We start from the raw sequence: 16,730 nt of genomic DNA on the forward strand, positions 1-16,730 counted from the left end.
AAAAACTACAGACCTTTCAGGATGTCATTCAGATGCTGAATGTGTTGCAACGGGTGTTTGCCAACGTGATCGATCATCAGTTTTTTCGCGGCTTCGGCTTTGGCAACGCCTTCAAAAGTAATCAGGCGGTCCATCGCATTGGCTGATGAAACCAGAACCGCCAAAGGATCCATATCCTTTTCGCGCATTCCTTTCGGGCCCGTGCCGTTGATGGTTTCTTCGTGCTGACCGATGATATTGATGACCGTCTGGTCAAAGTGCTTTTTATCCTGCACTTTTTGCGCGCCTTCAATGGGGTGCTTTTTCCACAATGCCAGATCTTCCGGGCTCATGGTGGCTAGCGGCTGTGACAGGTTCAAAGTGCTGTGGTGGTGACCATAGTCATGCAGCAAAGCGCCCAAAGTCAGAAGCTGCGTTTTCTTCGGATCATTAAGACCCAGTTTCTGCGCCAGTGCAATCGACAGGGTCGCCACAGTCACGCCGTGGTGGGACACCGTCTTGTCCGTGTTCTCGATGTTCATCACCGCCGACATCGCCTGGGCGTTGCTCATGATAAAGTTCACATACTTGCCTGCGGCATCTTTGCAATAGTTGTAGCTTTCAACGTTCTCGGGATTTTCAAAAACCTCTTCCGCGTTGTTTTGTTGCGAACCCTGAATGATGTCGGCGCGGGTTTGGATGTCCTTCCCGGTGGTGTCGTCATAGGCCGTTTCAATATTCTTTTGCAGGTAACTGCGGTAGCTGACCTCTTCGTCGGTAAGGATGTACATTTTGCGCAGTTTTTTGTCCTTAAGACGCTTCAGGCGTTCCCCCTCAAAGCTGTCGCCGCGACGAAGGTAGAGTATCATCTTGTCGTTGATTTTAACGTAAGCGTTGAAGTCGATCTTTTGATCGCCGCGCAGGGTGCTTACACGTATAGAAACATAATCCATTGCCTCTGTATCCTTCGATTGCTATCTTTGAGTGGATGTCGATTGATAAAGAAATTGTAGAAGATTTTGTGAACGAGTCAAAGTCCTTGATTGAAGAGTTGTTGGACCTTCTCGAAGGTATTGAAGGCGACTTTTCTCAAGTTCGTAAACTTGCGGATTATGGCAATAACGTCGATCGAATTATGGGCGGTGCCAAGAGTCTTGCCCTGATGGCACCACCTGAACATGCATTGCACATGATTTCGGACTATGCGGCTCTGTGTAAAGCTGTCGGTTACAAGGCGTCCCAGATCACTGGCAATGAACAGTTCTTTCATGTTTGTGTGGGTCTTTTGCTGGACGCCACAGAGACTTTGGAAACCCTGCTTGAAAATATCCACAAAGATTCAAGCTTCCTGCGGGAAACGATCCCTCAGGCCTTTATCGAAAGACTTCGCTGGGTTTCAAATCAGTTCAATGAATCCTACAGTGCCAGCGTTGATACCGGTATGGCGCCGTCGAAGATGAATCAGTTTGAAATTGATGACCTGTTGAAAAAACTGGGACTTTAGTTTCCCAGTTTCTCAAGGCTCCACAAAGCCAGTTCCCCTAGCTTTTCATGTTCGCTCAGTGCTTGGATTTCCGGGCGCAGCTCTTTCAAACCCCGGTTGACGGCAACAATCATGGCATTGCGTTTTAAACCGAATGATCCCGCCCGGGCCAGCGGTGTTCCCAGAAAATCCCGACTGATTTTTTTGCCCGAGGCCGACAGAATGTAGCGCAGGTCCTCGATAAGCAGAGCTTCTTCCGATTCATTTAAGCTAAGACTTGTTTCGATGGAAAGCTGGCCTTTAAAGGCCTTCTGATTCCACGGGCAGACGGTTTGGCACAGATCACAACCAAAGAACCAATCGCCAATTTGCGAGCGCAGGCTTTCTTCCGGGATCTGGCGGGATTCAATAGTCAGATACGAGATGCATTTGCGTGCATCCATCTTGCGCGGCTCAATCAGCGCGCCGGTCGGGCAGATATCCAGACAGCGGGTGCAGGTGCCGCAGAAATCCGGCAAGGGTGCAAACTCGGTGTGAATTTTCAAAGAGGTGTAGATTTCACCGATAAAAAACAAGCTGCCTTTTTTCGGGTGGATCAGGCAGGTGTTCTTTCCCACCCAGCCAAGGCCGGCTTGTTTGGCAAGGTCCCGCTCCAGCACCGGGCTGCTGTCGGTGAAGGCCAGGAATTCTTCCTCGGGGAAAAGCTTTTGTAAATCTGTGCACAAAGACTTCATGCGATCCTTGAACCAGAAATGATAATCCATGCCTTGCGCATACAGGCTGACGCGGGCTTGTTTCAGCGGGAATTCAGATTTTTTCTCGGGATGGGGAAAGTAAGGCATGGCAAACACCAAAGCGCTCTGGGCCCGGGGCCATTTGCTTTGGGGGTTTTCCTTGATCTGGGCGTGCTCGGCCAGATAGGTCATGTCTCCGTGCAGTCCCTGGTCAATCCATTCCCGGTAGAAATCAAAGCTTAAGGGTTTGCTCAATGGCGCAAAACCGAAGTGGGAAAATCCCAGATCGGTCAAGGTTCCATCGATAAGAGATTTCATCTCCTGTGGCGTCACGCGAACAAACTCTTTCTTTCAGGCCTGTCTTTTTCTACAATCTAGGATGTGAATCAGGTGCAAAGTCTTATCGAATCTCATCCTCACTGGCCGGCTGTGGAGTCAATCTACCACAAGCTGCAGGCTCATGGCTATAAGGCCTTTTTGGCTGGCGGCTGCGTGCGCGACGCCCTGTTGGGCATTACCGCCAATGATTTGGATCTGGCGACGGATGCGACCCCCGAAAATGTTGAATCCCTGTTTAGTAAAACCGTCAATGTCGGCAAAAGTTTCGGCGTTATGCGCGTGATCGTGGAAGGCGCGGATATCGAGGTTGCCACCTTCCGCAATGACGGCACCTACAGTGACGGACGCCGCCCGGAAAATGTGGTTTTCTCAAGTCCTGAAGAGGATGCCGAGCGCCGGGATTTCACGGTGAATGCTCTTTTTTATGATTTGACCACGCACCAGGTGCTGGATTTTGTCGAGGGCCAGAAAGATCTTAAAGCGCGCATCCTGCGCACCGTAGGGCAGGCCGAGCGTCGTTTTGAAGAGGACAATCTGCGCCTGCTGCGTGCAGCCCGTTTTTCCGCCCAGCTGAATTTTGAACTGGAACCGGCCAGCTTTGCCGCCGTGAAAAAAATGGCCCCTAAAGTGAAGTCTGTCAGTGGTGAACGCATTCGCGATGAAATGACCAAGCTGCTGAAAACAGAACACGCCAGTCGCGGTCTGCAGGTCATGAAAGACTCAGGCCTGATGAATGTGTTGTTCCCGTTTCGTCTGCGCAAAAATGAATGGGTGAAGAACCCGCTGGCCACCGAATCCTGGCAGCGTCTGGCGCTGTTTGTGCGCGGGGCTCAGGGGACGGAGCTTTCCCCGGTTTTGGATATGCTGAAGCTTTCCAGCCGGGATCGCCGGGCGATTGAGGATGCCTGGAAAATCTGGCAGGATCCGCAACTGGTGTTGAAGAACTCTTTGGGAAAACAGCTGCAGATGCTGGCCAAAGAGGGTGTTGTTTTTGCTTTAAGAATCTTACTGTCCGAAGCGGTTGAAAAAGCTGCCATTGAACTTTTGCTGGCGGAATGGAAAAGCTGGCAGGAAATGCTGCCTCGGCCGTTTTTAAACGGCGAGGACCTGAAGGGGCGTCTCAGTGGGCCGGCCATTGGGGTGTGCCTGGACAAGGCCTTTGAACAGCAGCTGGAACGCCAGCTGCAAAGCCGCGATGAAGCGCTGTTGTGGCTGAAAAAATATCTGGAAAGAGAGTCATCTTAAATGGAATCCGCATTTGTTCCCAGCACCTGGAGACGTTTTTTCGCCTATGGCATTGATCAGATTATCAGTCTGCCGTTTTACCTGCCATTTGCCGGGGTGTTTTTAAGACTGATCTTTACTGAAGATGACGTCATCGTGACGTTGTTGCAGCTGTTTTTGCTGTTTTTGATTCCTGCAGTGTATGAATTCGTCTTTCTGGTGATGATGCAGGCCACGCCAGGCAAATGGTTTATGGGGCTTAAAGTGGTTCCGGCCACAAACTACACCGAAAAACTGCACTGGTCGCAGTGTCTGTTGCGCCCATTGACGGGGCGTTTGAGTTTCTTTTTCTCGTGGGGAATTTATGCCCTGGCGTTTTTCCGTTACGATCGCACGCATCTGTGTGACTGGGCGGCGGAAACGCGTGTGGTGCAGGATAAGCCTCGCGCGACTCAAGCGCGCATGCGCTGGGTGTTGGGACTGGTATTTGTGTGTCTTTATTCCTATGAAGGACTGGCTTCCGCCAAAATGATTCTGAAGTCGATTGACTGGTCCGAGCGTCAAGCCAACCTGCGTGAGGTGTTTGATCTTCAGGATTATATGGATGTGACGTTCGAAGATTAGATCGCTGATTAAGCGGCCGGTTTCCATTTCTTGAAAATGGTCGTGGTCATCAACAGATCGATGTTGCCGGATCCAGACAGGGCCTCGTCGCGCAGATCCTGAATCGCCTGGGTCGCTGTGCGGGCTTGCTTTCCACCTTCAGTCAAAGCGGTCATTTCATGGAAACGATAAGCAAACCCCAATAGTTTGCCAAACTCAGAAATATCCGCATTAATAAGCTTCTTAGGGAAGCCTGTGCCGGCGCCATTTTCACGGTGCTGGCCGATGGCATCGGAAATCTCCTGCGGCAGCGGTACTTTTTTAGCTTTCACCATGACCACCGAACGCTCGGGGTACAGCTGATACTGGCTGATCTCTTCCGGGGTGTAGTCATTCACGGGTTTCGAGCCCACGGTGACGGGCATCTGGGACAAGCCAATATTGTGCAGAAGGCCTGCGATGGCGGCAGTTTCGCGTTTGTCGGCGCTCCAGCCCAGCAATTGGGCGAAATAAGCGGCGTATGCCGACAGACAGATGCAGTCATGGTAAAGGGTTCGCACATTGCCTGAGAAACGGAAGACCTCATCAAAGATCTCCTGCGGGGGAAGATCTTTGGTCAGTTCAAAGTCGGCAACGATGGATTTGCATTTATCAAGGATCACTTTGCCTTCGGAATAATCCGTGGAAGCACCATTCAGGAACTGCGCCATGATTTCATAGATGACTTTTTTCGAGCGGTGGAATTTTTCTGTCATCGAAATCGGCAGGGGCATGTTGCGCATGCTCATCACCGTGCGGGCGTATTCAAAGAACGGTTTCATCTGGGTCTTTTTGATGTACATCTGCTGTTTTAAGGCATTGAACTTGTCCAGATGCTTTTGGTCGACGATGTCGCCGGATTTACGCATCATCACGGATCTGTGATTGGCGGGCAGGTGGACAAAGACATCAAAGTTGATGTTTGTTCCGGCGTCCATATCGCGCAGATCCACGGGCATTAATGCTGTGATCGGGATCTGGTCGCCTTCCATTTCAATCGGGGCCAGTTGCAGAACCATGTCGGAAATGAATTCGCGGTCGAAATTGATGTGCATGATTTCATTCGCACCGTTTTTCTTCACGACGGAGAAATCCAAAGGGGCGGCGGAGGAATGCAGAACGATGACCGGGCAGTCGGGATAGTTCATTTTGGTGGACTGCACCCATTCATTGGTCAGATTGGTGCCGTCCTGTCCGTCGACCAGGGCTAAAATAGGTTTGAAATTTTCGGAAGTGCCGTGATCCAGGGCTTCGTCGATGGATTTGAAGTGCTTGAGCTGGTACGGATAGTAACCCTTCAGGATAGAGGTGATGGCTTCCCAGAAGGAGTCACGGGGACTCCCGATGAGAACATCAACCGTCTTTCCTGAAGTGGAACTCATTGCTGCACCGAAATCTCCACATAGAAAGTGGAGCCGTTCGTCAGGTTGAAGGGGATGACGAGTGTGGCACCTTTATCAGCGTGGGTGATCTTGAAATCACCGGAAATCACGGTTGGAATTGCCATCTCGAAGTTGTAACCCAGTTGATTCAGAGTTGTCTTGGCAGAACCGTAAATCATGTTGGTCATTTCACCAACGGCGTCCGACACATCACCATTGATGGAGGTGTGCTTTTCGCCCAGCATGTTCTCAAGAATGTGGAAGATACTGTCTTTGCCATAAGAGATCAGCAAAGTACCTTTCAAAGGAGGTGCAACCATACCGACCATGCCGGCGATTTCCCCTTTAAGCACGAATTGCGGCTCAATGAAGGGCTTGCCAGGTGTTGCATCGGTCTGAGCGATGGTTTTCAGGGTCTTGATAACGCCTTCGACGAAAGCATTGATCAAGCGCTTGTCAAACAGGGGATTGATAGCTTCTTTTGGTGCTGCAGACATTTATTTCTCCAGATCCAGGTCTTAGGAAGCTTTTGCTTGCGCAGAAGGGTTGTGTTTGGCCCAAACGCGTTCCATCTTGCCCTTCAGAGTGGCAGAGTTGAACGGTTTTACCACGTAGTCAGAAACGCCGGCTTTAGCGGCTTCCAGGATGTGCTTTTGCTCGGACTCTGCAGTCACCAGCATGAATGGCACAGACTTAGTGCGGGGATCGGCTTTGCAGGCCTTCAAAAGGTCGATACCCTGCATTCCGGGCATATTCCAGTCCGAAATGACAAAGCCGTAAGGCTGGCCTGCATCATGAGCGGCCTGGATCATCGGCAGGGCTGTTTTACCGTCGTCAGCTTCCTCTACGTTGGTGTAGCCAAGCTCATTTAGCACTTTTTTAATGATTTTTCGCATAGTTGCGAAGTCATCAACGACCAAAAACTTCGTATTTGTGGGAAACATAATATCTCCTGAATGTTGGAAACTGTGTAAAATCCTCATGCTTATCGGTCTAGTTTTTTAAAACTAGAGTCCAAAGCTATTGCGAATTTCAGTTTTTGTTGTCAGACTTTATTACAGGTGGTCGAGGCTACTTTTGGACATGAGTCCTGGGTGGCGTTGAAGGTTTAGACGGATTTAAAAACAAAAACAATTAGCGGGAGGGAGCAAGGATGCTCAGAGATGTCCTGATTCAAAAAGGTCTTTCAAATAGAGAGGCAGAAGTTGCTGAACTTGTGTCTAAAGGCTTGTCCAACAAGGAAGTTGCGAACCAGCTTTTTGTAACTGAGAAAACAGTTAAATTTCACCTCACAAACATCTACAAAAAAATGAATGTGAAGTCTCGTGCACAGTTGATCGTATGGTGCTTGCCTCACCTGGGCTTCGTTGAAACTGAAGTTCGCGCTGAGAACAACAACCAAGCAGCTGCTGCAACTGCATTCAATAACAATGCAACACAAACGATCCCAGCTGGATCTGCGACTGTTGCAGGTACTACAACTCTACCAGGTAGCGGTTTGAACCGTGGCGGTAACTCCGATATTGGTATGGGCGGCATCTAATCTTTATTGATTAGATTGGTTCTAAGGCGCAGGATGTGGAGACACAGACCTGCGCTTTGTTTTTTCAGAAAGGGGCTGCATCTTGGCTGCTTCAAAACCCGTCTCATCATCTCAAGTGGTAATGACTCAATTGGTTCTTCCTTCCCATACCAACTCTTTGGGAAGTGTCTTTGGCGGAACGATCATGTCCTGGATCGATATCTGCGCCGCGATCTGCTCACAACGACATTGTAACAAGGAAACCGTCACGGCCAGTATTGACCGTTTGGATTTCGTGGCACCTGTTTACAAGGGCTGGGTGGTAAATCTGAAGGCCAGCGTGAACTACACTTCCAGAACGTCAATGGAAGTCGGGGTTCGTGTGGATGCAGAAAATCCAAAAACCGGAGAGTCCTTCCATACGGCTTCTGCGTATCTGACTTTTGTGGCTTTGGGCTCTATGGGAAAACCAACAGAAGTTCCGGGCTTGGTGCTGGAATCCGACGAAGACAAACGCCGTTTCGAACAGGCGAAAAAACGTCGCGAGATTCGCCTGCAGAATAAAACCAGATAATTTTTGTTTTTCATTTTCTATTATTGCTCATGTTCGTTGTTAGATTACATTTGCTAATCAACAGCGAACTGCCGAGTGCGTCTGCTTAAAAATCTCTTTGAAATGTTCGGGCCCTGGGTTAGAAAATACTGTGGGGTCAGAATATCCGGTTAATCCATTTGGCGAATACGCAAACATCAGTTTCATGGTTAAGGCCACGTTGGGCTTCGATTGGTCCAAAACTGAACTTGGCCCCATTGAAAATTGGGATTCCGGCCTTATCAATTCTTTGCGCATAGTATTTAGTTGTCCCGTGGGGATGTACTGCACTTGGGGACCCGAGCGTCGGGTCTTTTACAACGATGCCTATGCTCCGATTTTAAAACATCGTCATCCGCGGGCATTGGGGTCGCCTCTTCGTGAAGTGTGGCCTGAGGTTTGGGATCAGGTGGATGTCATTGCCAGCACTGTTGAATCCGGCGGTGTCGTCCTTGAGTCTGACGTGCAGTTCGACATCGAAGTCGATGGCAAGCCTCAGGGCAATTACTACACCTACGGAAATTCGCCACTGTTTGATTCCGCAGGAAAAATTTCAGGAATGTTGTGCACAATTCTGGATACGACAGTTTCCGTAACAAGAAATCAAGCAGCCGAAGAAAGTCTGGCCAGATCCAATCAAGAGGTCCGCGCTGAGCGCCGAAAACTGCGTTCTATCCTGGAAAAAGCCCCGATTGCCATGGCGGTTCTGGACGGGCCCGAGCACCGTTTTGCAATGGTGAATGATTCTTACCGGGAACTTTTTCTGGGGGACTGTGATGTGTCCGGGCAAAGAATGAAAGATGTTTTTCCAAAAACGGAAGATATCGGATTGATTGCGCAACTGGATGACATTTATCGAACAGGAAAGGTTTTCGAAGCCAGAAATTTTGAAGTTCGTGATCGCCGGGCCGACGGAGTGGAATTTTCTGTCTTTGTTGATGTGGTCTATCAGCCGATTTATGATTTTAACGACGAAATCGAAGGTCTTGTTCTTGCCGCCAATAACGTCACTGAACAGGTGATGGCAGAGCGTGCTTTGCAGTCAGCCAAAGAGGCCGCTGAAAATGCCAATCAGGCGAAATCAGCGTTTCTGGCCAATATGTCTCATGAAATCCGCACTCCTTTGGGGGTTATTCTGGGCTTCTCGGAAATCATCGGCACACAGGATCTGGATGAAGAGGATCGTAAAAAATACTTCGAAATCATTCATCGCAATGGCATGTCGCTGACTCGAATCATTGATGACATTCTGGATCTTTCCAAAATCGAAGCGGGCAAGTTTGAAATCGAAAACAAACCGGTCCGACTGAAAAAACTTCTTCAGGAAGTTCTGACCATGTTCTTTGATCAGGCTTCGCGAAAAAGTATTTATCTGAATTATGATTTGGCCGAGATCGGCAATCTGGTGATTTTGTCGGATGTCGTTCGCATTCGTCAGGTGCTGGTGAATCTTATCGGGAATGCGATCAAATTCACGCTGAAGGGTTCGGTAAAGGTTTCCTGCCGGGCTGAGCAGGTGAATGGTGTGCGCAAAAGAATAACCTTCAGTATCGAAGACACCGGTATCGGTATGACGACAGAGCAGGCGGATCGTCTGTTCCAGCCGTTCACTCAAGCTGACGCCACCTCAACCCGCCGCTTTGGCGGGACCGGATTGGGACTGGCGCTTTCCCGAAATCTGGCCCGAGCCCTCGGGGGGGATGTCAGAATTGCTCACTGCGAACCTCATAGGGGATGCACGTTTGAGTTTTCCTTTGAGGCCGAGGACGCCAGTCCCGGTGCCGCCACGGTTTTGGAAGGTGTCGAGGTCGAGACTGAAAATCCTTTGGCGGGTGTGCGAGTTCTGGCTGTGGATGATTCGGCGGACAACCGCGAGCTTATCAGTAAAATCCTCAGCAATGCGGGGCTGGATGTGACTGAAGCTGAAAGCGGTGAAGAAGCTTTGAATCAGGCCTTTAAGTCGCGTTATGATCTGGTTCTGATGGACATTCAGATGCCGGGATTGGATGGGTTTAGCACGCTGTCCGGGCTTCGCAAGCAGGGTTTTCAGGGGCCGATTATCGCCCTGACTGCACACGCAATGCGGGAAGATCGTGATCGGGCCTTTGCGGCTGGATTTGCAGATCACCTGACAAAGCCGATCAATTCAAAGCTTTTGCTTCAATCGATTCAGTCGCACCTGCGTTTGGCTTAAAGTTATTTACAAAGAAGTTCAATCCAGCGAAGGGCTTCCTTCGCGTTCGGACTGGTTGGGGCCTCGTCGGGCTGATTGTCGCCAGACAGGACATCCTGCTTTTTTCGAGCACAGTCCTTCTTGGTTTTTTCTTTTAATTTCGCCAGTTCAAATGCGGGTTCTAAAGTATAGAACAGACGCGCGACGTCCTGCTCTTTTTCGTCGCCTTCAGCGGGGTTGGACTTTTCATACTGATCCAAAGTGGCTTCAAATGATTTTTCCAAGGTCTTTAAAACAGAACTTTTTTTCTGAAAAGTGGTTTCCTTCGAGGCTTTTTCAAATGCAGTCTGTGACTCTTTGAAAAAGTCTTCGGTGTTTTTAAGTGTTGCTGCCTGGGCGGTCAGCAGGGTTAGGGCCAATGCTATTTTAAACATGTGTCGCCCTTTTTGTCGGCCGGGGTGTGAGGCACGCCGGGTTTGTATTCATCCAGCAGCTCATTCATTTTTACTTCGGTCTGACGAACATAGGAATTGTTTTTGATGATTTTGGAAACGGCCTCACCCGGAGCTGTCGTGTTGGACAGGCGCAGCTTTCGGATCAATGCTTTGGCTTCGGCAGGGCCTTGCGGTCCATAGGCCACCAGGGTCAGATAGTTCAGCACGTCCGGATTGGAGGCAAGTCGTCCTGCGCGGGAGGCAAGGGCGGGTTTCACAATGCTGTCGCGCACATGCACGTAATATCCGAGGGAATAAATCAGGTTGCGAGCGACACCTTTGCCGGGACTGACCCAGGTGCAATAGTTCTTGGGATTGCCGGGGCGGGGTGGTGGATTCACCAGATCATCTTTCATGATTTCACGGAAGGGTTTGCAGGCCGGGTTCTGGCTCTTCATCAAAGTTTCCAGAATGTTGCGACCATTGCCTTCAATGAATTCTCCGTCTTCTTTCCAGCCCGCCAGTTCTTTCACCGGATTGGAGGTCAGCTGGCCCATGCCGACGCCGCCGTTATAGGCGATGTAAAAGTTAAAGGCGGTTTCGTTGTTGATTTTTTTAAGAATGAAACGGGGGTCGATCGGCATGCGATCGGAAGACATGCAGTTCAGGGCCTGATTCAAAGAATACTCGATAAAGTCCACGGTGGAAGAATTCAGGCAAGGCGCTGATTTTCCGGCGTTTTCAAACTTCTTCGGAGTGTCTTTCAAGCAGCTGTAGCCCTGATTGCCGACCTCGCGTTGCAGGGAAGCTTCGATGCATTCGCGGCGGATGGCTTTGACATTGCTTTGGGCTTTGGTGACCTTGGCGATGTCCTTGGTGGTTTTCTTCAGGGATTTAAAGCGGTCTTCCAGTTCGCAGGCCACGACGTAGCCGGCTTTTTGGGACGCTTCAAAGTTGCTATAGGCAAAAGCCTGAGTCAGCGGATCCGTGGCCTGAACCAGAGACTGATTGACCTCGAGGTTTGAGACCCCTTTTTTGCCGGACTTGTCGTTCACACATTGAGGGCCATCGGCCGCAGCATGGAACGCAACAACGCATGAAAAGGCGACTATAAATAGTTGAATGCAAAGGTGTCTCACCAAAGGCTTATCGGACAGATTGTGGAAGAGATGAGCTTAAAAGACAAAACCTCAGGACGATGGTCCTGAGGTTTTCTGAGGTCATTCCATTTTTGTGTTCCGGAAGCTATTTAACAAGATAGTCCTTCCAGCGATTGATCAGGGTCGGAGTCAGCTGCGTATAACAAACGGTGCCTTCGGTGGCGGTTTCTTTGCGCAGGATCTGTGCTTCGCGGCCCAAATCAAAGATCTTGTATTCTTCAGCGCGTGGGAAGTACAGCTGCACATCCTGCTGCATTTCGCTCACAGTCTGGGCCATCAGTTTTTTAAGTTGTTCCATGCCCTGGCCAGTCAGTGCGCTGACGAACACGCGAGGATAAGCCTTCACTCGGAATTGTCGCTCCAAAGGTGCGACATCACACTTGTTAAAGACGTGGATGATCTTTTTATCCTGCCAGTTGAACTCTTTAATCAAAGCTTCAACCACCTCGATTTGTCTTTCCATGTTTGGGGAAGACAGATCCACCACGTGCAAAAGCACGTCGGCTTCAGAGGACTCTTCAAGTGTTGCTTTAAAGGCCTCGATCAATTGAGTCGGCAATTTGCGGATGAATCCCACGGTGTCCGTCACGACAGCAGGGGGCGCATCCGGCAGGAAGATCTTGCGGGTTGTAGGATCCAGAGTCGCAAAGACCTGGTTTTTCGTCATCACCTGAGCGCCGGTCAGGCGGTTTAGAATCGAGCTTTTTCCGGAGTTGGTGTAGCCCACCAACGCGAAAGAAGGGATCTCGTGACGACGACGGGATTGTCTGTGCTGCGCACGGTTTTGGCGCACACTTTCAAGTTTTTTCTTAATAAGGGCCACACGCTCACGGATGCGACGACGGTCGTTTTCCAGGGCGGTTTCACCCGGGCCTCGGGTTCCGATACCACCACCCTGACGGGAAAGTGAATCAAGCCAGGCGCCGACGTTGCGGGGCATTTGATCCAGAAGTTGTGCAAGTTCCACTTGAAGTTTTCCTTCAAAGGTCTGCGCACGCTGGGCAAAGATATCCAGAATCAGCTGATTGCGATCGATCACGCGGGCTTTCACGATCTGCTGCAAGTTTCGTTGCTGCACTCCGGAAAGCTGGTGGTCCATCACTACAATCGTGGCTCCGCTGTCGCGAACCATCTCAGCCACTTCCTCAACTTTACCGGTGCCGATCAAGGTCGCCGGGTTCCATTGCGGAAGAACCTGAATGATAGAGCCCACGACTTCGCCGCCAGCGGCAGAAACCAGCTCTTCAAGTTCCAACAGATTTTCTTTGATTTCAGTAAGGGGCTCGGTCTTAAGGCCGACACCAATGACGATCGCTCTATCCTGGTCTTTGACTTGGGCTTGATTATTCAATCAGGAATGCCCTCCCTTAGTCTTAATTTTAGCACGGTCAGGGGTGGGCACAAAGTTAAATTTACAGAAGCAAAGTCAGGATTCCGCCAGCAAGAATCAAGGCCGCGCTGGGCAGGCGTCGGCGCAGCAAAACCAGACTAACCAAAAAGAGTCCCCATGACAGGGGGGTGATTAATGAGTCCCGCCCCAGTTGTACCAGGGTTGAAAACAGCAATCCCACGGAAACCGCCACAACTCCTTGCAGGAATTGCTTCAGAGCTTCGGAATTCTTCATCCATTGATAGGCCGGAATGCTAAGCGCGACAAAGATGAAGGCCGGCAGAAATATCCCGATGGTCGCAATCAGGGCGCCAGTGGGGCCCTGTAACAGATAGCCAATGAAGCTTGCTGTGGTAAAAACGGGGCCGGGGGTGAACTGGCCAACGGCAATGGCGTCCATCAGTTGGGTTTCGGTAAGCCAGCTGCGTTTTTCAATCAATTCACTTTTCAGAAAACTAAGCAGAACATAACCACTGCCGAATAAGACGGAGCCCACTTTGAAAAACACCCAGAAAAGGGCGCCCGCATTCCAAAGGCGGGTGTTGGTTTTTAAAAGAGGCAACGCCAGAATTCCCCCTGCCAGCAGCAAAGGAATTTCTGCCATCCCTGATGAATGCAGCAAGGCTGAGGTCACTACCAGCAACAACAGAAACAGGACAGACGGGGATCTTAGTGAACGAAGGCTTTCCGCATTGAGCGAACTGACTTTTAAAAGACTCAGCAGAAATCTTGAAGCGGCCTGAAGAATCACCGCCAGCACTACGGCTTTGACTCCCATTAGAAAGCTTTCCATTTGCGGAAGTTTTGCATAATGCACATAAAAGGCGGCAATCAGAGTGACGATCAGGAACGCGGGCAGAATAAAGCAGACACCCGCCACACCCAGGCCTTTCCAGCCGGCACGGCGATAGCCAATGTGAATCGCAAGTTCTGTAGAATTGGGACCGGGGATCAGATTGGACAAAGCCAGAAGTTCCAGAAACTCAGGACGGGTCATCCATTGGCGGCGATGGACAAATTCATCTTCCATCAGTGAAATGTGTGCGGCGGGGCCACCAAAAGAGGTGGCTCCCAGTTTAAGAAAAATCCAGGCAAGCTCCCAAAGGGACCCTTGAAAGCGTTCCGGATTACTTTTTGCCACGGGCTTTCAAAGCGTCCTTGATGAACTGTGCTTCTAAAGCCGTGAACACCACGGAATTCACGATGCCATCGACAGTCGTGGTTCTTTGCAGAACGTTGGCAGAGCGGCGTATGCCCGTCAGGAATGGCCCGATCACTTCCGCTTTGCCGATTTGTTGAATCAGCTTGTAAGCGATGTTGGAGGATTCCAGATTTGGGAAGACCAGCACGTTTGCGCCACCCTTAAGGCCCGAGAACGGGAACAGGCGTTCCATGATCTCTGGATTCACAGCCGTATCGGCCTGCATGTCACCTTCGATCATCAGATCCGGGCGCAAAGAGCGGGCGATTTCGGCCGCTTTTTTCATCTTGCGAGGAGTGCCGTCGGCACCGCTGAAGTTGGAATAGCTCAGCATCGCCACGCGAGGCTCGATACCGAAGTACTCAACAATCTTTGCTGCTTGCAGGGCGATTTGCGCGCACTGCTCAGCCGTCGGGTTGAAGTTCACGGTCGTGTCAGCCAATACCAGGAATTTATCCTCAAGCAGGACAAAGTTCAGACCCGCGGGAATGCCTTCTTTGTAAGTGCCGATAGTCTGCAGGATCGGTCGAACCGCATCCGCATAGTTGATGGAAGATCCGCTGACCATGCCGTCAGCTTCACCCTGATTTACCATCATCGCCGCGAAGTAATTCGGATCCGCCATCAGGCGCTCGGCCTCACCCAGATTGATGCCCTTGCGCTGGCGCAGGGAATACAGCTTTTCAACAAAGCTGAAATACTTCGGATGAGAAGACGGATGGACGATCTGTACATCGTTCAAAAGCGGAATATCCAAAGCTTTGATTTTTTCTTTCACGCGCTCTGGGTAACCCAGCAAAATCGGCTGGCAGATTCTTTCTTCAACCAAAGTTGCCAAAGCTTTCAAAACCTTGGTGCTGGTGCCTTCCGGGAAGACAATGCGGGGCAATTCGCCGCCGTTGGCTTCAGAATTCTGGTGCACGCGGTTGATCGCTGAACGGATGAAGACTTTGGAAGGGCCCTGTTGGGCTTCCAGGGATTCACGGTATTGATCCCAGTCTTCGATTGCACGAGTTGCCACGCCGGATTTCATCGCAGCTTTCGCCACTTCCGGTGCCACCCACAGCAACACACGGGTGTCGAATGGTTTCGGGATCAGGTAATCGCGACCGAATTTGAAGCTTTTTCCGCCGTAAGTGGCCGAAACTTTATCCGGCACATCCATACGGGCCAGCTTCGCCAATGCATGAACTGCTGCCAGTTTCATGTCTTCGTTGATTTGGGTGGAGCGTGTATCCAAAGCCCCACGGAAGATGGACGGGAAGCCCAGAACGTTGTTCACCTGGTTCGGATAGTCAGAGCGACCCGTGGCGATAATAGCATCCGGACGGGCTGCGCGAGCTTTGTCCGGAGTGATTTCCGGCTCTGGGTTGGCCATGGCAAAGATGATAGGGTCTTTAGCCATGTCCTTCAGCATTTCAGGGGTCAAAGCACCCGCCACAGAAAGGCCGACAAAGACATCCGCACCACGCAGGGCTTCTGTCAATGTGCGCGCTTCGGTTTCTGATGCGAAGTATTCTTTGTACTTGTTCATGCCGGCGGTGCGGCCTTTGTAGATAACACCTTGAGAATCGCACATGATGATGTTTTCACGGCGAGCACCCAACGCGATAAAGATCTTCGCGCAAGAGTTTGCAGATGCGCCCGCGCCATTCACGACGATGCGAACTGTTTCCATTTTACGGTTGGTGATAGAGCACGCATTCAATAGTGCGGCACCGGACACAATCGCAGTTCCGTGCTGGTCATCGTGGAAGACCGGGATGTTCATTTCTTTTTTCAGGCGCTCTTCGATTTCAAAGCACTCGGGTGCTTTGATGTCTTCAAGGTTGATACCGCCGAAGGTTGGTTCCAGAACGCGAACCGCATTACAGAACACGTCCACATCGGTTGCTGCCACTTCGATGTCAAAAACGTCAATACCGGCAAATTGTTTGAACAAGATGCCTTTACCTTCCATTACCGGCTTGCCTGCTGCAGGGCCGATGTTTCCCAAACCCAGTACCGCAGTACCGTTAGAGATCACCGCCACCAGATTGCCTTTGGCAGTGTAATCGTAAACTTTTGCCGGATCCTTCGCGATGGCTTTACAGGGTGCTGCCACTCCCGGAGAGTACGCCAAAGAAAGATCTTTTTCCGTAGCACATGGCTTGGAAGAGATGACTTCGATTTTGCCCGGTTTGCCTTGCTGGTGGTACAGCAGGGCTTCTTGGTCGAAGTTCGTCGTGCCTGTTTTAGACTCGGGTTTGGTTTCAGTTTTGTTGTCCAAGGATTCTCCTTTGGTGTTGCAGTTTTTGGGCTCCCGAAGCCAGGGATTTTACGACCCATTTCAATGGGTTAGAGGGAGTCCAGTTACAAGTGCCATTACTCTACCGAGGGGGGTGAGGTGGGTCAATGAATGGGGGACTTGGCGCGCTGAGCCTTTGAGGCAAAAAATATTTCTCCGAGCGAAAACTGCTCACTTTTAGAGCAATA

At 50.6% G+C, this 16,730-nt stretch carries 16 protein-coding genes; 6 read left to right on the forward strand and 10 right to left on the reverse strand.

The features are described from left to right. Positions 1 to 5: 5 nt before the first annotated feature. Positions 6 to 932, reverse strand: a complete 927-nt coding sequence (locus AC04MQ_RS14190; RefSeq protein ID WP_015090932.1) for an HD-GYP domain-containing protein — start codon at positions 930 to 932, stop codon at positions 6 to 8. Between the two features lie 68 nt (positions 933 to 1,000). Here AC04MQ_RS14190 and AC04MQ_RS14195 point away from each other — a divergent pair, with 68 nt between their 5' ends. Next, entirely contained in the window at positions 1,001 to 1,483 is a 483-nt protein-coding gene (locus AC04MQ_RS14195; RefSeq protein ID WP_235046324.1) for a hypothetical protein, read from the forward strand. Here the strand turns inward: AC04MQ_RS14195 and queG are convergent. After that, entirely contained in the window at positions 1,480 to 2,514 is a 1,035-nt protein-coding gene (queG, locus tag AC04MQ_RS14200; protein ID WP_475392401.1) for a tRNA epoxyqueuosine(34) reductase QueG, read from the reverse strand. The genes AC04MQ_RS14195 and queG overlap by 4 nt on opposite strands. Positions 2,515 to 2,577: 63 nt before the next feature. Here queG and AC04MQ_RS14205 point away from each other — a divergent pair, with 63 nt between their 5' ends. Both AC04MQ_RS14205 and AC04MQ_RS14210 read left to right on the forward strand, forming a co-directional pair. Next, positions 2,578 to 3,780 (forward strand): CCA tRNA nucleotidyltransferase, encoded by a 1,203-nt coding sequence (locus AC04MQ_RS14205; protein WP_015090935.1) that lies wholly within the window; start codon positions 2,578 to 2,580, stop codon positions 3,778 to 3,780. After that, entirely contained in the window at positions 3,781 to 4,383 is a 603-nt protein-coding gene (locus tag AC04MQ_RS14210) for an RDD family protein (protein ID WP_015090936.1), read from the forward strand. It begins immediately after the preceding gene. Positions 4,384 to 4,391: 8 nt separating this feature from the next. On the opposite strand, the gene AC04MQ_RS14215 is transcribed toward AC04MQ_RS14210, so the two are convergent. Genes AC04MQ_RS14215 through AC04MQ_RS14225 form a run of 3 tightly spaced genes read right to left on the reverse strand, consistent with a single transcriptional unit; the run spans position 4,392 to position 6,727 of the window. Then, entirely contained in the window at positions 4,392 to 5,783 is a 1,392-nt protein-coding gene (locus AC04MQ_RS14215; protein ID WP_475392402.1) for an HD-GYP domain-containing protein, read from the reverse strand. Beyond that, positions 5,780 to 6,280, reverse strand: a complete 501-nt coding sequence (locus AC04MQ_RS14220) for a chemotaxis protein CheX (protein ID WP_475392403.1) — start codon at positions 6,278 to 6,280, stop codon at positions 5,780 to 5,782. Before AC04MQ_RS14220 ends, AC04MQ_RS14215 begins: the two co-directional genes overlap by 4 nt. Positions 6,281 to 6,301: 21 nt before the next feature. Then, positions 6,302 to 6,727, reverse strand: a complete 426-nt coding sequence (locus AC04MQ_RS14225) for a response regulator (RefSeq protein WP_041577503.1) — start codon at positions 6,725 to 6,727, stop codon at positions 6,302 to 6,304. Between the two features lie 209 nt (positions 6,728 to 6,936). Between AC04MQ_RS14225 and AC04MQ_RS14230 the strand changes: the two genes are divergently transcribed. From AC04MQ_RS14230 to AC04MQ_RS14240, 3 genes are all read left to right on the forward strand, one after another. Further along, positions 6,937 to 7,326, forward strand: coding sequence for a helix-turn-helix domain-containing protein (locus AC04MQ_RS14230; protein ID WP_011164286.1), 390 nt, complete (start codon positions 6,937 to 6,939; stop codon positions 7,324 to 7,326). Positions 7,327 to 7,447: 121 nt separating this feature from the next. Beyond that, on the forward strand, positions 7,448 to 7,879 hold the full coding sequence (locus AC04MQ_RS14235) for an acyl-CoA thioesterase (protein ID WP_015090940.1): 432 nt from the start codon (positions 7,448 to 7,450) through the stop codon (positions 7,877 to 7,879). A 130-nt stretch (positions 7,880 to 8,009) separates the two neighbouring features. Next, the gene (locus tag AC04MQ_RS14240) at positions 8,010 to 10,091 is read left to right on the forward strand and encodes a response regulator (protein WP_475392404.1); all 2,082 of its coding nucleotides are present in this window, start codon (positions 8,010 to 8,012) and stop codon (positions 10,089 to 10,091) included. A 2-nt stretch (positions 10,092 to 10,093) separates the two neighbouring features. On the opposite strand, the gene AC04MQ_RS14245 is transcribed toward AC04MQ_RS14240, so the two are convergent. The 5 genes from AC04MQ_RS14245 to AC04MQ_RS14265 form a co-directional block, all read right to left on the reverse strand. Then, the gene (locus AC04MQ_RS14245; protein WP_041577509.1) at positions 10,094 to 10,504 is read right to left on the reverse strand and encodes a hypothetical protein; all 411 of its coding nucleotides are present in this window, start codon (positions 10,502 to 10,504) and stop codon (positions 10,094 to 10,096) included. Next, a complete protein-coding gene (locus AC04MQ_RS14250) occupies positions 10,492 to 11,643 on the reverse strand; it encodes a hypothetical protein (protein ID WP_475392405.1) in 1,152 nt (383 codons plus the stop codon). Before AC04MQ_RS14250 ends, AC04MQ_RS14245 begins: the two co-directional genes overlap by 13 nt. A 106-nt stretch (positions 11,644 to 11,749) precedes the next feature. Further along, on the reverse strand, positions 11,750 to 13,015 hold the full coding sequence (hflX, locus tag AC04MQ_RS14255; RefSeq protein ID WP_011164291.1) for a GTPase HflX: 1,266 nt from the start codon (positions 13,013 to 13,015) through the stop codon (positions 11,750 to 11,752). Positions 13,016 to 13,076: 61 nt separating this feature from the next. Beyond that, positions 13,077 to 14,195, reverse strand: coding sequence for a chromate efflux transporter (chrA, locus tag AC04MQ_RS14260; RefSeq protein ID WP_475392406.1), 1,119 nt, complete (start codon positions 14,193 to 14,195; stop codon positions 13,077 to 13,079). Next, entirely contained in the window at positions 14,182 to 16,524 is a 2,343-nt protein-coding gene (locus AC04MQ_RS14265) for an NADP-dependent malic enzyme (RefSeq protein WP_015090945.1), read from the reverse strand. Before AC04MQ_RS14265 ends, chrA begins: the two co-directional genes overlap by 14 nt. Positions 16,525 to 16,730 lie beyond the last annotated feature (206 nt).

It is taken from the genome of Bdellovibrio sp. MYbb2 (assembly GCF_056175685.1).

Excerpts from the sequence above, each read along its gene's own strand:
- AC04MQ_RS14215 (WP_475392402.1), bottom strand. The coding sequence starts at position 5,783 with ATGAGTTCCACTTCAGGAAAGACGGTTGATGTTCTCATCGGGAGTCCC.
- AC04MQ_RS14230 (WP_011164286.1), top strand. The coding sequence starts at position 6,937 with ATGCTCAGAGATGTCCTGATTCAAAAAGGTCTTTCAAATAGAGAGGCA.
- AC04MQ_RS14220 (WP_475392403.1), bottom strand. The coding sequence starts at position 6,280 with ATGTCTGCAGCACCAAAAGAAGCTATCAATCCCCTGTTTGACAAGCGC.
- AC04MQ_RS14190 (WP_015090932.1), bottom strand. The coding sequence starts at position 932 with ATGGATTATGTTTCTATACGTGTAAGCACCCTGCGCGGCGATCAAAAG.
- AC04MQ_RS14225 (WP_041577503.1), bottom strand. The coding sequence starts at position 6,727 with ATGTTTCCCACAAATACGAAGTTTTTGGTCGTTGATGACTTCGCAACT.
- AC04MQ_RS14210 (WP_015090936.1), top strand. The coding sequence starts at position 3,781 with ATGGAATCCGCATTTGTTCCCAGCACCTGGAGACGTTTTTTCGCCTAT.
- queG (WP_475392401.1), bottom strand. The coding sequence starts at position 2,514 with ATGAAATCTCTTATCGATGGAACCTTGACCGATCTGGGATTTTCCCAC.
- AC04MQ_RS14235 (WP_015090940.1), top strand. The coding sequence starts at position 7,448 with ATGACTCAATTGGTTCTTCCTTCCCATACCAACTCTTTGGGAAGTGTC.
- AC04MQ_RS14245 (WP_041577509.1), bottom strand. The coding sequence starts at position 10,504 with ATGTTTAAAATAGCATTGGCCCTAACCCTGCTGACCGCCCAGGCAGCA.